This window comes from Sphingomonas sp. M1-B02, from assembly GCF_026167525.1.
Taxonomy (GTDB): Bacteria; Pseudomonadota; Alphaproteobacteria; order Sphingomonadales; family Sphingomonadaceae; genus Sphingomonas.
This window is the reverse complement of sequence record NZ_CP110679.1, coordinates 36,620-49,617: the sequence shown is the minus strand read 5'-3', so window position 1 is coordinate 49,617 and position 12,998 is coordinate 36,620. Positions and strand designations below refer to the sequence as shown.

The window sequence follows — 12,998 nt, the reverse complement described above, 5'->3', positions numbered from 1 at the left end:
ATCGGGTGGGTTCGATCCCCGCAAATCGAAACCAAGAGATGATGTGTGGCTGCGCTCGCAGGAATTAGATTGTCCCAAGCAAAATTCAGGAGGAATCGACCGATGCCGCTTTATACGATCGCAGTTGAAACCGGCCGCCTCGATCTCGCCGGGCGGCAGAAGCTGGCCGAAGCAATCACTGCGCTGCATGTCGAAATGTCCGGTGTCGATCCGGCCTGGGTCCATGTGATTTTCCAGGAATACGAGCGCGGATATGGCTTCAGCGCCGGCCGGCCGGCGGCGGCGGTATCGCTGACGTTGCTCATTCGAACCGGCCGCCCGCCTGATTACAAGCGGCGCATGCTGTCCCGGCTTTGGGAGCTGGTGCAGGCGGCGACTGCCGCCCCGACCGACCAGATCGTGATCGGGATCCAGGAAGTTCCAGCCAGCCAGGCCATGGAAATGGGCACGATCATGCCTGATGTCGCGGGAAGCTGACGGCCCCAGCCTATGGGGCGGAACGAGGCTTCACCACGCCGTCGGCGCTCCACCCGCCCCCCAGTGCCTGATACAGCGCGATCGCGGCAGTCAGGCGTTCGGCGCGAATCTGAACCAAAGCTAGATCGCTCGCCAGCAGGCCACGTTCGGCGTCGATCTGCTCGAGATAGGCCGAATAGCCGGAGCGATAGCGGGCAGTTGCAAACCCCAGCAAATCGGCGGTGGAGCGGCGCTGGCGCAGCACTTCCTGCTCTTGCAGACTATTGTAGGAAATAGCCGCAAGCGCGTCCTCGACTTCCCTGAACGCATTCAGCGCGGTCTGTCGATACGCAAAGGCAGCAGCATCGCGCCGCGCCGCCGCACCATCGGCCTGCGCGCGCAGACGGCCACCGTCGAACAGTGGCGCGAGAACCGACGCTCCCAGCGAAAAGACCCCGAACGGATTTTGCAACAACAGGCTCGACGCGACATACCCCCCCGCCCCGTTGAGCTGGATATCGGGCAGGAACGCCGCGCGCGCACTGTCGAGCGAACGGTCCGCCGCGACGATCTGATTTTCCGCAGCCGCTATATCCGGCCGGCGCCGGAGCAACGACGATGGCAGGAAGGAGCTCGCCGGCGGGAGCGCGAGCTGGTCAAGCGTTTGGCCACGCGGGATCGGCCCGGGATTGGCGCCGAGCAGGAGCGACAGGCCGTTCTCCTGGCGGCGGAGGGCCAGCTCGGTGGCGGGGATGAGTTGCGCGGTGGCATCATATTCTGCCTGTGCCTGGCGAAGCTCTATTGCCGGCGAATAGCCCGCCTCGGCGCGGCGACGTGCTAGACGCAGCGATGTCTCCCGTGCGGCGAGCGTATCGCGAAGCACCACCAGGCGTGCGTCCAGAGCGCGCAGCCCGACATATCCCGACGACACCGAGGCGGCGATCGCCAGGCGCACATTGTCCCGCGCCGCCTCGCTCGCCAGCAAGGATGCTCGCGCCGCGGCATCGGCGCTCCGCAGCCGCCCGAACAGGTCGATATCGTAGGAGATTCCGACCTGCCCCTGGCTGGCCCATTCATAGACCGGCTTGCCGAAGGGGCTGACGTGACGATCCCGCGCCCCGCCGGCCGCCAGCGCGATATTCGGCAAGCGCTGGGCGCCGGCGAGGCGGAACTGCGCGCGCGCCTCATCGACTCGCGCCGCGGCGATGCCGAGATCGGCATTGTCGGCGAGCGCGCGCTCGACGAGAGCGACCAGCGTGGGATCGCCGAACGACTGCCACCATGTAGAATCGACCTCCCCCATCGTCGCACCCTCGCTTCGCCACGCGGGCGGGGCGGAGATTTGCGCGGCAAGCGGCGCGGAGGGCCTTGGCCCGGCACAGGCGCTCACCGCCAGCAGCAATGCGATATTGGCCCGCTTCATCGTCCCGCCTCCACACGCGTTTCGACCGACATTCCCGGACGCAGCCGCTCGGCCAGCGCCTGGCCGCGATCCACCAATATCAGCACGCCGATCCGCTGCGGCACCTTGACGAAATTGCCCGTGGCATTGTCGGGCTTGAGGACCGCAAACTGCGATCCGGTTGCCGGAGCGAGTTGCGCGACGTACCCGGTGAGGGTGGCGCCACCGAGCGCATCGACGGTGAACCAGGCCTTCTGCCCGGCGCGGATGCGGTGGGTTTGCGCCTCCTTGTAATCGGCGACGATCCAGATGTCCGACGGGACCAGCGCGAAGAACTGCGTTCCGGGCGCGACGAACTGGCCGAGATGGACGGCGATCTCACCGAGCTGACCGTCCTCGGGGGCGCGGATCACGCTATGCTCGAGATCGATTTCGGCAAGGCGCAGCAAGGCGCGCGCGGCATCGACCTGCGCCTGGAGCCCGGCCCGCCCGACCTCGACGGTCTTGACGCCTTCGCGCGCCACCTGCCCGGTCGCCGAAACCTCCCGGACCTGCGCCTCGGCGGCGCGCAATGCCGCCAACGTCTGATCATATTCGCGCCGAGCGATTGAACCGTCCTGCACCAGCTCCTGGGCTCTTGCCATGTCGGCGCGGGCCTTGAGCAGCTGGGCTTGTGCGCCGCCCAATCCGGCGACTTGCACGGAGACCCCCGCCGTTTGGACTGCCTTGGCCTGGGTGCTGTTGGCAAGTGCGGCTTCGGCCGCTTCGACGTTGGCCCCGGCTTGGTCGACCCGCGCCCGATAGATGCCATCGTCGATCGTGACGAGAATCTGGCCCTTGCGAACCCGCTCATAGCTCTTGACGAGGACGCTGCTGACATAGCCGCTGACTTGCGGCGCGATCACCGTCACGCGCCCTTTGACATAGGCGTTGTTGGTGGATTCGGAGCCGCGCGCGAAAGGAGGCAAACCCCACACCGCCAGAACCGCCAGCAGCGCGGCCGATGCCAGCAGCACGGCCGCGACGACGAATATCGGGTTGCGCCGGGCCGGTCGCCAATAAGGCGGCGGGGTTTCGGGGGGCGCGCCGATGGCGGGGCTGGCTTCACTCATTGCGGCACTCCTTTGCGCGCCGACCTGCCCTTAGCGATGCGGAGCCGGACGATGACGATTGCGAGAAACAGGGCGGCCGATATCGCGACCAGCGACACGAGCATGAAGGCGTCGTTGAACCCAAGGACGGCGGCTTGCCCGGCCAAAGCGTCGCCCAAGAGGCCGGCGCCCTGCGCCGCGCGTTGAGCGGGATCCTGGATTACTCCGGCGAGGGCGCCCGCGCCCTGCTGGATGCGCGCCGCGACGATCGGATTCCCCACGGCGAGACCATCGGCCAGCGCGCCGGCATGGGATTTGGCCTGAACCACCTGATAGCTGCCGAGTAGTGCAGAGCCGGCCAGTCCGCCGATATTCTGGGTCATGCTGAACAGCACGACCAGGCTGACGAGGTGGTCGCTGCCCTTTTTGAGCATCTCCATCGCGCCATAGACCAGGGCGGGGCCGATGAAGAGCGTGGTGCCGAAGGCGATCATCGCCTGCGTCATGAGAATGTTGTCGGGGCGGGTGAGAGTGTTCGAGCCGCTGTCGAGCCAGGCGGCCAGCGCGATGATCAGGGCGGCCACCATCACCTGATATGGCTGAGTGCCGATACGGGTGGTCAGCGCGGCGACGGCGATGCCGAGGATCTGGCCGCCGAGAATCCACAGATACAGCGTATGGAACTGATCGTTATCGAGTCCGGCGAAGCTGAGCAGCCCAACTGCGCCGTAAGCCTGTTCGGAAAGCGCGAGCCGCACGACCACGGCGACGGCAGCAAAGGTCGCGATGACTTTGGTGCCATACCAGCGCAGTTGGAGCAGCGGATGGGCGCGTAGGGACTCGATCAGGAGTGCGCCGGCGTAACAGGGGACGCACGCAGCGAGCGCCCAGCCCAGCCAGGGCGTGTCCGACCACCATAGCAGCCGACCCTCGGCGAGGACGGTGCACAGGCACAGGTTCGCGACGAGGAACAAGGCGAAGGTGGCGCCGTCGAGGGGCTCGAACGCCTTGCTGCGCTCGCTGGGCGGCAATGGATAGCCAAGGATGATCGCGATCGCCGCCATCGCGATCGCCAGCTGCAGCAAGCCTAGCGAAAGCCATCCGTCCAGCGAAAACAGATCGACCGGAAACAGCCGCGCGAGCGGAGCGCCCAGCTGGACCGCGCCGATGCCTAGGATCAGTCCGAGCGGCTTCACTGCGGCAGGAAGGCTCTGCATGCAGTAATAGACCGACAGGGTGGTCAGGCCCGCAGCGCTCATACCGCTCGCTGCGGCGAGGACCAGCGCGGTCGAGAGGCCAGGGCGGAGCCAAAGCAGCACTGCCGCGAACGCGTAGCTCGATAGCAGCATCAGCGTTACCCGCGGGATGCCCAATTGGGTGCGCGCCTTTACCAGCACGAGGTTCGCGGAGGCGTTGAACGCGATGTAGACGCCGGTCAAAAGCGCGACCGAAGGCACATAGTCGGTCGCTGCGCCCGCGAGCACCGGTACGTTGGCGATCACCAGCCCGTTGCCCAGATTGACGATCACACCAAACAGAATTCCAGCGACCGCAAACAGGACGCGCCGCGCCGGCGGATGCAGCGGAGAATAAGGCGATCCGGGAAACAGCGGACGCTCTTCCGGCCGGAACGGACGCGGCACAGAAGCTGGCTGCAGGATAAATCGTTGCATGCATTCCTCGGTCGCAATTGCCGCCCACCGCAGCGCATTCGCGGTGAGGGCTTTTCGAAGTGCCGGGAGACTTCACCAATATGCCGCAAGACAACATCATACGATCGTTTTGCATAGTTTCGACTAGAGCGAGCGCCGGGAGATTACTTTCCGGCAAATCGGCGCACTAACTTCGACGAATGCGAGATAATGGCGCCGCTCTGTGTGAAATGACGCACGGTGAATGTCACAGCGGACGCCATTCCATCGCACCCTAAACCAATAGGTGATTATAAACCCCGCCTCTGAGTGGATAGGTTGGCGGAGCAGTAAAACAAAGGAGCTCAGCATGATGGTCGATCGCCGCACCTTTTCCGCCGCCCTCGTTGCCGGCGCCGCGACGGGTATCCTCTCAGGAACCGCGGTGGGGGCCACGCAGCGCCCGCCAAAGGCGCGAAACGTCGTGCTGGTCCATGGTCTGTTCGCCGATGGCTCGTCCTGGTCGGGAGTCATTCCGCGGCTTCAGGCGGCCGGCCTTAACGTCACCTCGGTGCAGAACCCGCTCGACAATTTTGCCGACGCCGTTGCGTCGGTCCAGCGCGTGCTCGACCATCAGGTCGGGCCGACCGTGCTGGGCGGTCATAGCTTTTCCGGAATGCTGGTGACCGAGGCGGGCGTCCATCCCAGCGTTTCGTCGCTCGTCTATATCGCCGCGCGCGCACCGGACGCGAACGAGAACTACACCGCATTGGCTGCGAAATTTCCGACACCGCCGGCATCGGCCGGCATCGTCTTCAACGGTGACTGGGGCAGCCTTACCGAAACTGCATTCTTGCAGGATTTCGCCAACGGGGTGCCCGAGGCTCAGGCCAAGGTGCTTTACGCCGTGCAGGGGCCGTTCAACCGCGTTCTGACCACCGTCAACACCAGCCAGGCGGCATGGCGCTCCAAGCCGAGCTTCTATGCCGTTTCGAAACAGGATCGGACGATCAACCCGGATCTCGAGCGTTTCATGGCCAAGCGAATGAAGGCCAAGACCATCGAGCTCGATTCTGGACATCTGTCCTTGGTCTCGCATCCAGACAGTGTCGCTCGGCTCATTCTCGAAGCGGCCGGATATTCGTGACGCCGGTCGTGCGACGAAGCCTATGCGCGTTTCAGACCATAGGGAAAGGAGGCTTCGGCCTCCTTTTTCTTGCCCGCGCCTTATTGTCGATCCGCAACGGCTACTCGTGGACACCTCGAAACTTGTACAGACCCAGGCTCTCCGCGGCACGGACGAGGTCGGCGACGCAGCGCATTTCCATCTTGCGCATCATATTTCCGCGATGGATCTTCACCGTTATTTCCTGCAGCCCCATTTCTCCGGCGATCTGCTTGTTGAGCAGGCCGGACACGACATATCGCATCACCTCCTTCTCGCGGGGGGTGAGCCCATCGTAAAGCGACCGGAGGGTGCCTAGCGCCTCATCCGCTCTACGACGGCGGCGGTCACGGTCGATCGCCTCAGCAACCACATCCAGCAACTCCTGGTCGCGGAAGGGTTTGGTGAGAAAATCCAGCGCTCCCGCCTTCATGGCCCGCACGCCCATGGCGATGTCGCCGTGCCCGGTCATGAAGATGACCGGCACAGTCGCGCCGATCCGCTTGAGATGTAACTGGAGGTCGAAGCCGCTCCCCCCTTGCAAGCGGATGTCTAGCAACAGGCAGGATGGGACGTTCGGAAGCCTGGCCTCGAGAAATTCGGCCGGCGAGGCGAACAACGCTGCCTCCTGCCCAACCGAACGGAAGAGGTTGGCAAGCCCGTCGCGCAGATCCTTGTCATCATCGACGACGATCGCAAGCGACGCGACGGGCTCCGGCGCCGCCATGGCCGCCAAGGCCGGTTGGGAGGCGCTCATGCTGCCAGTCCCTCTGGGCGGGCGGCGTTCAATCGCAAGGTGAGGCATGCGCCACGGCCATCGCTGTTATTTCGCGCATCGACGTGCCCGCCCATGCTGGCGACTATCGACCGGCATATCGCCAGGCCCATCCCCGTCCCCTGCGCCTTGGTGGTGAAGAACGGCTCGAACAATCGCGAGGAACAGGCGGCGGTGAAGCCGGGGCCGTTGTCCCGCACTTCGACGACCACTTGCCGCTCCCGACGCGCGGCTCGCGACGAGATGGTGAGCCGGCGCGGACCGTTGACGTCGGCCAATGCCTGGACTGCATTGATGACAAGATTCTGCAGAACCTGTTCGAGCTCGGTCCGCCCTGCGATTATTCGGGGGACTCTGTCCTTCAAGTTCAGTGCGACTTCGATCCCGTTTGCCGCAATCTCGCCTTCGACGCGCGACAAGATCGAGCCAAGAACTTGGTTGATGTCCGTCAGCACAGGAGCCGGTGCCGCCCCGCGAGCCAGCGCGCTCATGCTGGCGATGATGTCAGCAGCGCGGGTGCCATTGTCGAGCATCTGCTGCACCGATTGTCTCGCCGCCTCGACGTCCGGCACATCGCGATCGAACCATCGAAGGCAGGCCTGCCCGTGCGCAGTCATGGCGGAGAGCGGTTGATTGACTTCGTGCGCGATCGAAGCGGCGAGCTCGGCGGGGGTGACGCCACGCGCTGCCGACGCGGACTGTGATTTTTCCAGCATCAGCACCGCCGTCGCGCCCGCAAGGAACAGGACCGCCAGCATGTCCGGAATGCCTGTGGCCAATTCGAACCGAGCCAGGGCAGCGATGACTAGAAGAATGGCCGCCAGCGTAGCGGGGGACAGAGGCGCGGTTGCTGCAGGTCGGCGGGAGGCCTGAATCCCGGTCCTCCCCGACCCATCGAATTGCGCAGCGCGCTGGAATCGCTTGCTGCGAAGCGGCTGCTCATTCCGGAGCGACGTGAAAAGCGTGAAGGGCGGGGCACTGGGCGACCTTACAACGGACATCATTCCATCCTTTCCGTATGCCAGCGCACACGAATGTGGGTGAATTTGTCGTCCCTCATGATACTCGGCCACACTGTGGTATAGTTGAGGATCGGCGTCCCATCGCTATCATCGGCGGGCAGCAAAAGTCCGTCGATTGTTGCAAATTTCCGCAAATGCGCGAGGCGCGGGTTCGCCGCTCAGCTGGGAAAGAACCAGTAGATCACGAAGCCCAGCGTGAGCAGACTCAGGACCGTGCTGGCTATGACCGTCGATCCGACATCGTCGGAGACAGCCTTGTAGTTGATCCCGAACAGGATCCCGAAAAACCCGGACGGCATCGCCGCGAGCAGGATTGCGATGCGCGCCTGATCGGCGGGAACCATCAGCACCAGAGTCAGCGCCCATACAAAAGCCGGCTGGAGGAGGTTCGCGACAATAGTCCCGCCGGCGACAACTGGGTTCAACTTGAAGGGTTGCGACGACAGCACGAGGCCTGTGAGAAACAGCGCGACCCCGCCGGCGGATACGCCGATCAATTGCAGCGATGAGGTCAGCAACGGGCCGAGATCCACTCCCGAGGCCGATAGCAGCGTCCCCGCCACGGGGGCCAGCACAATGCGCTTGGTGAAAGCGCGCCAGATCGCCTGGGTGAGTTTCTGCGAAGTCGTCATGCCTTCCGACGGTTTGTTGAGTTCCAGGATGAGCAACGTCACCGGCGAGGGCAGGATCGATCCTGCCGCGATGGCCACGGCAACATGGACGGTGCCTGCGGTGCCGACCACGGCCTGGATGATCGGCAGGCCCGCGGCAGCATAATTGGGCAGCCCGACGGTCAATGCGCCGATCGCCGACTCCTGGCGCGTAACCCCGCGCCAGCGCGCAATTAGATACCAAGCCGCATAGGGCAGCATCATTCCAATTGCGAGCAGCACGACGATCGATTCCTCGCCGCGCATCTTCGCCCAGGGCGTAGTCGCCGTCGCCACGAACAGCGAAGCGGGCAGCGCATAATCCATCACCAGCGTGTTGAGTTCGCCGACATGGTGGTTGTCGATGCGTCCGCGCAGGCCGCCGATATAGCCGAGCGCAATGACGAAGAAGATCGGCACCAGCGCGTGTCCAATGATTTCGACCATCGCATTGTCTCCTTCGTTGGCTTCGAGAAAATCTTACGCGGCGTCGAACCACTGCCGCGCGCCGGCGACGGTGGTGAAGTCGTCGAGCGCGCGGACATCGATCCCCGGCCAGTTGGCGTGGACCATGTTCGCCAGCGCATCGCCCGGGCCAAGCTCAAGCACCCGCCGGGCACCGCGCTCGGCCAAAGCGGTGAGCAGTGCGTTCCAATCGACGGTGGACGCGAGCTGGTGCGCCAGGCCCGATATCGCGGCGCGATCGGCGGCGCGGATTGTTGTAGCGCAAGCGGCTCCGATCAGGAGCTTCGCGCCATCGCCGGCGCAGACGGGTTCGTCCCACAGCGCCTGTTCGAACGGCGCGACGGCAGCGGCAAGGCGGGGCGTATGCGAGGCGACCCCCACTGCGATCGGACGGGCGGCCACCGCTCCGCTTTCTACCGCGTCGGCGCAGCATGCCGCGACGTCCGGCCTTAAACCGCCGATGATGTAGAGCCCGCCGGGATTGCGGATGGCGATCGCGCACGCATGGCGCTCCAGAAGGCGCTCGAGAATCGTTTCGTCGAGGCCACGGACATAGCCCAGCCCCCCGGTCCCGGCATCCGCCACGTCCATCAGTTCGGCCCGGTGCGCGGTCAGGCGCAGGGCCTGATCGGCGGTCCAGAAGCCGGCGATGCTCCACGCAGCCATTTCTCCGACACTGTATCCGGCCACCATCGTTGGCGCTTGCGGGCGTAGCGCAGAAGCGGCGGCCAGCGCGCGCGCGATGCACAGGATCTGGCTCGTCCGATCCGCGATGAGCGCGCCCTCGCTTGTCCCGGCCAGCACATCGCGCGGATCCTGGCCGAGCAGTTTCGCGGCAGCATCGAGGACAGGCGCTGACTCGTCATTCGCCGCGAGACGATCGAACATCCCCCGGGTGATGAGTCCCTGCCCGGAGCAGAGCAGCGCGCGCATCATCGCTCCACACCCTGCACGAACAGCGCCATGGCCAGCAGATCGGCGCAGCCGCCCGGGCTAAGCCGACGCGCGACGAAATCCCGGTGAATCCCGATCGCGAAGCGTCGCCACGCGCAATTGCCGACACTGCCGATGTCAAGGAACCGTTGCGCCTCCCGCTGGGCGAAGGCGAGACCGTCCGGCCCGCCGCGATACAGAAGGTTGGTATCCTCCACCGAGGCGATCAGGCGCATGATCGCGTGAACCCGCGCCGCCTCGGCATCCCCCGGCGCCAGCGCCCTTCCCTCGTCAAGGGCCGGAATGGCTTTTTCGTACACCGAGGGGAAGCCCGCGGCTGCCTCAAGGCGAGCGCCGCCCGCGCCATGCTTGCGTGCCACCTCCGAGCCATGGCTGTGGAGGGGGACCGGCCCGCGAACAATGTCCGTCGCCCAAAGCGCGCCGACGATCTCGCCAAGCCGGGTTGTCCGGTATGATTGGCGGAAGCCGGCTGCCGCGCACAGCAGGCCCATGCCGAAGATTGCGCCGCGATGCGTGTTCACGCCGCCGGTGACGGCCAGCATCGCTGCCTCTCCTTCGATACCGATCATCCGCAATTGGCTCATCCGTGCGGCATTGGCACCCGCAACGGCCAGCCGCGCAAAATACGGTTCGAGCGCGGTAGCGCTACGGTGCAGGAGCAGATGATCCATGTCGTCGTGCGCGCCATTGTCGATGTGGCTGACCAGGCCGGGCTTGGGATAGGTTCGCACCTCCAGGTGAAGCGCGGCCACCGCCTGACGCGCGATCGCCTGCTCGTGCCGCTGCTCGGCGAGGAGACGCATCGCGGTCATGCGAATATCCGATCTCGCGGCAAGAGCTGGGGGCCGCCTGGCATCTTGACCAGCACGACCGGCTCATTCGCGTGCCACTCGCGCCACTGGATCCCGCCGCCATCGGGCGTGATGAGCTCGCCATCCAAGCTGACGAAGGCGTCGTGATCGATGCTTGCTATCGCGCTCGCCAGTCGATCCGCTTCGTCCGGGGAGCCGACAAACCAGAGGAGATCGAGATCCGATCCCGAGGTTACATAAGGCAAGCCGGTCAGGAATTCCCAGGCCAGGCTGCCAAAGCAGCGCGTATGCGGGTCGAGCAGCAGCAGCGACGAAATGCTGTGCAACCAGGGCGGCGGTGCCGCTGCCGCGGCGTGCGCCAGCAGCGGGGGCTTTTCAGTGTGGCTGACCGCCTGCGCGCCGAGCCGGAACGCATGACGGCCCTTGCCATTTGAGGGCGGGAGCGGGATGCCCAGCGCCAGCAGATCGTCTCGATCCTCACAATTGCGGCTGCGCGCGATGAGCGGCCAGCCACTCTCCGCCCAGCCCTGGATCAGTGCATCCTCATTGGGCGCTCCCCGCGCGGCGAGCATTTCGCTCCAGGCATCGGGCTCCACCCATACCATCTGGTGGCGGGCAAGATGGAGCCGCTGCTCAACCACCGGCGGTCGCCAGCTTGACGATCTCCGCGGCGATCGGTGCGGCCTTTTTCCGACCGCCGCGCGCAAATCCGAGCTGGGCGCGCGTATCGCCCGCATCGGGCTTGGCGAGCACCGCCGCCAGCTGTGGCCCGAGCGGCTGGGAAATATCCCAGATCTCGGCGATCGCGCCGGTCTGCGCCAGATTATCGAGCCCCGGTGCGAATACCGGCGTCGCCTTCGCGCGCTCCTCGAGGATTTCGAGCGGCAGCTTGGTGACTTTAGACATTGAAGGCAGATCCATCACCGCCGGATGCGCGCCGGGCAGCGCGACCAGGGTCTGGCACGAGAGCACGGTAGCGATGAACGCGCCCGCGGCGCTGCCGCCGTACAGCAGCCCGATTGTCCGATGCCCGGCGCCTTCGGCCAGCAGCAGCGACTTGGCGAGATGGGCGAGATATTCGCTCAGCCCCATCAGCTCGTCGCGGCGGCTCATCTTCTGGCTGCTCGAATCTACCAGGAACAGGATCGGGTAATCATCGGTCCCGCCGGCGATCTCGATCACCCGCGCCGCCAGGGCGATCGTATGATCGACGCCAAGTTCGACGCCGCCGGTAAAGCCGATCAGGTGGACCATTTCCCCATCGCCCAGGCTTGCTTCGCCGAACAGGATCGGCCCGTCGAGACCGGTTGCGGTGTGCGTTCCGAAGAGCGAGGCCAGGACTTCATCGAGCGTCATCGGAATTCTCCCGGTGCGAAGCGGCAATTTCGAGGAATTGATTCGTCGGCAGGCCCGGCACCGCTTGCGGATCGCCGATGCCGAGGGTCGCCCAGACATCGCTTCCGTCAGGACAGCGGCCGAAACGCTCGAGCCGACGCGCCAGGCGCGCCTGTTCGGCGGCCACGACCGTCTCGTCGATCCGGGCAGGTCGCCTCAGCGCCGCGATGGCCGCCTTGCGAAACGCGGAGATTTCGTCGTCGACGAACAAATCGGCGCCGCCGATCAGATAGCGATGCTTGCCGCCCATCGTTCGCCACACCAGCGCACGATCGCGCGAATCGAACTCTTCGACGCCCTTGTTGGTCTCGATGACCTCGGGCCCCGAAACGCTGATCCGACCCTGTTCGGAGACGGCCAGTGCCGAGCAGCATCCGGCGATGATACTTCCGCCGCCATAGCAACCGGCGCGACCGCCGATCAGCCCGACGACGCGAACCCCCGCGCGGCGCGCGTCGATCAGCGCGCGAATTATCTCGGAGATCGAAAGCTCGCCGGCATTGGCTTCCTGCAAGCGGACGCCGCCGGTGTCGAAGGCGATCACCACGTCGCGGCACAACTGCGCGGCGGCGTGGAGCAGGCCGGTAAGCTTGGCGCCGTGCACCTCGCCGAACGCGCCTCCCATGAAGCGACCTTCCTGCGCGGCAATGAGCACGGGCCGGCCATCGAGACTGGCCGCCCCCACGATGATACCATCGTCGAACTGCACCGGCAGATCGAACAATGCGAGATGCGGCGAGACCTGGCGCGTTTCCGGACCGAGAAACTCGACGAAGCTTCCGGGATCGACGATCCCGGCAAGGCGCTGGCGCGCACCCGCTTCGAACCAGCTATGGTGTTCCTGGATTTTGGCTAGCGCGTTCATGCTTCAGTCTCCTCGATCAGGCGGACGCCCTGGGCGAGACGCAGCGCCACGGTGTCTGGCCGGGCGCCGCCGTCGTTGATCGAAATGCGCAGACCGCCTGCGGCGCGATGCGCGATGAAATCCGCAGTCACCGCCTCCCACAGCGGCTTGAACCCGCGCGCTGCCGTGTCGATTTCGATCGAACAGCGATCGGGCGGCAAAACGCGCTCGAGCAATATTTCGAGATTACCAGAGGCGACGACGCCGACCAGCGCCTGCTTGCGGGTTCCTGCGGCGGGTTCAGGCGCCGCGAGGTCGAAACAAAGGGTCTCCATC

At 65.3% G+C, this 12,998-nt stretch carries 14 protein-coding genes; 2 read left to right on the top strand and 12 right to left on the bottom strand.

The window, feature by feature from the left end:
• The first annotated feature begins 45 nt into the window (after positions 1-45).
• A complete protein-coding gene (locus tag OKW87_RS00270; RefSeq protein WP_265541398.1) occupies positions 46-477 on the top strand; it encodes a tautomerase family protein in 432 nt (143 codons plus the stop codon).
• A 10-nt stretch (positions 478-487) separates the two neighbouring features.
• On the opposite strand, the gene OKW87_RS00265 is transcribed toward OKW87_RS00270, so the two are convergent.
• From OKW87_RS00265 to OKW87_RS00255, 3 genes are read right to left on the bottom strand one after another with little or no spacing between them, the layout of a single operon-like run.
• Positions 488-1,879, bottom strand: a complete 1,392-nt coding sequence (locus OKW87_RS00265; protein ID WP_265541397.1) for an efflux transporter outer membrane subunit — start codon at positions 1,877-1,879, stop codon at positions 488-490.
• Positions 1,876-2,970, bottom strand: coding sequence for an HlyD family secretion protein (locus tag OKW87_RS00260; RefSeq protein ID WP_265541396.1), 1,095 nt, complete (start codon positions 2,968-2,970; stop codon positions 1,876-1,878). The genes OKW87_RS00265 and OKW87_RS00260 overlap by 4 nt, the downstream gene beginning before the upstream one ends.
• Positions 2,967-4,622 (bottom strand): MFS transporter, encoded by a 1,656-nt coding sequence (locus OKW87_RS00255; protein WP_265541395.1) that lies wholly within the window; start codon positions 4,620-4,622, stop codon positions 2,967-2,969. Before OKW87_RS00255 ends, OKW87_RS00260 begins: the two co-directional genes overlap by 4 nt.
• A 331-nt stretch (positions 4,623-4,953) precedes the next feature.
• On the opposite strand from OKW87_RS00255, the gene OKW87_RS00250 reads away from it, so the two are divergent.
• Positions 4,954-5,727, top strand: coding sequence for an alpha/beta fold hydrolase (locus OKW87_RS00250; protein ID WP_265541394.1), 774 nt, complete (start codon positions 4,954-4,956; stop codon positions 5,725-5,727).
• 100 nt (positions 5,728-5,827) lie between these two features.
• On the opposite strand, the gene OKW87_RS00245 is transcribed toward OKW87_RS00250, so the two are convergent.
• The 9 genes from OKW87_RS00245 to mdcC form a co-directional block, all read right to left on the bottom strand.
• Entirely contained in the window at positions 5,828-6,502 is a 675-nt protein-coding gene (locus OKW87_RS00245; RefSeq protein ID WP_265541393.1) for a response regulator transcription factor, read from the bottom strand.
• On the bottom strand, positions 6,499-7,278 hold the full coding sequence (locus tag OKW87_RS00240; protein ID WP_265541392.1) for a sensor histidine kinase: 780 nt from the start codon (positions 7,276-7,278) through the stop codon (positions 6,499-6,501). The genes OKW87_RS00245 and OKW87_RS00240 overlap by 4 nt, the downstream gene beginning before the upstream one ends.
• A gap of 422 nt (positions 7,279-7,700) precedes the next feature.
• Positions 7,701-8,639, bottom strand: coding sequence for an AEC family transporter (locus OKW87_RS00235; RefSeq protein ID WP_265541391.1), 939 nt, complete (start codon positions 8,637-8,639; stop codon positions 7,701-7,703).
• Between the two features lie 33 nt (positions 8,640-8,672).
• Complete coding sequence (locus OKW87_RS00230) at positions 8,673-9,590, bottom strand: ACP S-malonyltransferase (RefSeq protein WP_265541390.1); 918 nt, start codon at positions 9,588-9,590, stop codon at positions 8,673-8,675.
• Positions 9,590-10,423, bottom strand: coding sequence for a triphosphoribosyl-dephospho-CoA synthase MdcB (gene mdcB, locus OKW87_RS00225; protein WP_265541389.1), 834 nt, complete (start codon positions 10,421-10,423; stop codon positions 9,590-9,592). Before mdcB ends, OKW87_RS00230 begins: the two co-directional genes overlap by 1 nt.
• Positions 10,420-11,064, bottom strand: coding sequence for a malonate decarboxylase holo-[acyl-carrier-protein] synthase (gene mdcG / locus OKW87_RS00220; RefSeq protein WP_265541388.1), 645 nt, complete (start codon positions 11,062-11,064; stop codon positions 10,420-10,422). Before mdcG ends, mdcB begins: the two co-directional genes overlap by 4 nt.
• Entirely contained in the window at positions 11,057-11,779 is a 723-nt protein-coding gene (locus OKW87_RS00215) for a biotin-independent malonate decarboxylase subunit gamma (protein ID WP_265541387.1), read from the bottom strand. Before OKW87_RS00215 ends, mdcG begins: the two co-directional genes overlap by 8 nt.
• Complete coding sequence (locus tag OKW87_RS00210) at positions 11,766-12,683, bottom strand: biotin-independent malonate decarboxylase subunit beta (protein ID WP_265541386.1); 918 nt, start codon at positions 12,681-12,683, stop codon at positions 11,766-11,768. Before OKW87_RS00210 ends, OKW87_RS00215 begins: the two co-directional genes overlap by 14 nt.
• Positions 12,680-12,997 (bottom strand): malonate decarboxylase acyl carrier protein, encoded by a 318-nt coding sequence (gene mdcC, locus OKW87_RS00205; RefSeq protein WP_265541385.1) that lies wholly within the window; start codon positions 12,995-12,997, stop codon positions 12,680-12,682. The genes OKW87_RS00210 and mdcC overlap by 4 nt, the downstream gene beginning before the upstream one ends.
• Between the last annotated feature and the right edge of the window lies 1 nt (position 12,998).

Excerpts from the sequence above, each read along its gene's own strand:
- OKW87_RS00230 (WP_265541390.1), bottom strand. The coding sequence starts at position 9,590 with ATGCGCGCGCTGCTCTGCTCCGGGCAGGGACTCATCACCCGGGGGATG.
- OKW87_RS00215 (WP_265541387.1), bottom strand. The coding sequence starts at position 11,779 with ATGACGCTCGATGAAGTCCTGGCCTCGCTCTTCGGAACGCACACCGCA.
- mdcB (WP_265541389.1), bottom strand. The coding sequence starts at position 10,423 with ATGACCGCGATGCGTCTCCTCGCCGAGCAGCGGCACGAGCAGGCGATC.
- OKW87_RS00255 (WP_265541395.1), bottom strand. The coding sequence starts at position 4,622 with ATGCAACGATTTATCCTGCAGCCAGCTTCTGTGCCGCGTCCGTTCCGG.
- OKW87_RS00265 (WP_265541397.1), bottom strand. The coding sequence starts at position 1,879 with ATGAAGCGGGCCAATATCGCATTGCTGCTGGCGGTGAGCGCCTGTGCC.
- mdcC (WP_265541385.1), bottom strand. The coding sequence starts at position 12,997 with ATGGAGACCCTTTGTTTCGACCTCGCGGCGCCTGAACCCGCCGCAGGA.
- OKW87_RS00260 (WP_265541396.1), bottom strand. The coding sequence starts at position 2,970 with ATGAGTGAAGCCAGCCCCGCCATCGGCGCGCCCCCCGAAACCCCGCCG.
- OKW87_RS00235 (WP_265541391.1), bottom strand. The coding sequence starts at position 8,639 with ATGGTCGAAATCATTGGACACGCGCTGGTGCCGATCTTCTTCGTCATT.
- OKW87_RS00245 (WP_265541393.1), bottom strand. The coding sequence starts at position 6,502 with ATGAGCGCCTCCCAACCGGCCTTGGCGGCCATGGCGGCGCCGGAGCCC.
- OKW87_RS00210 (WP_265541386.1), bottom strand. The coding sequence starts at position 12,683 with ATGAACGCGCTAGCCAAAATCCAGGAACACCATAGCTGGTTCGAAGCG.
- OKW87_RS00240 (WP_265541392.1), bottom strand. The coding sequence starts at position 7,278 with ATGCTGGCGGTCCTGTTCCTTGCGGGCGCGACGGCGGTGCTGATGCTG.
- OKW87_RS00250 (WP_265541394.1), top strand. The coding sequence starts at position 4,954 with ATGGTCGATCGCCGCACCTTTTCCGCCGCCCTCGTTGCCGGCGCCGCG.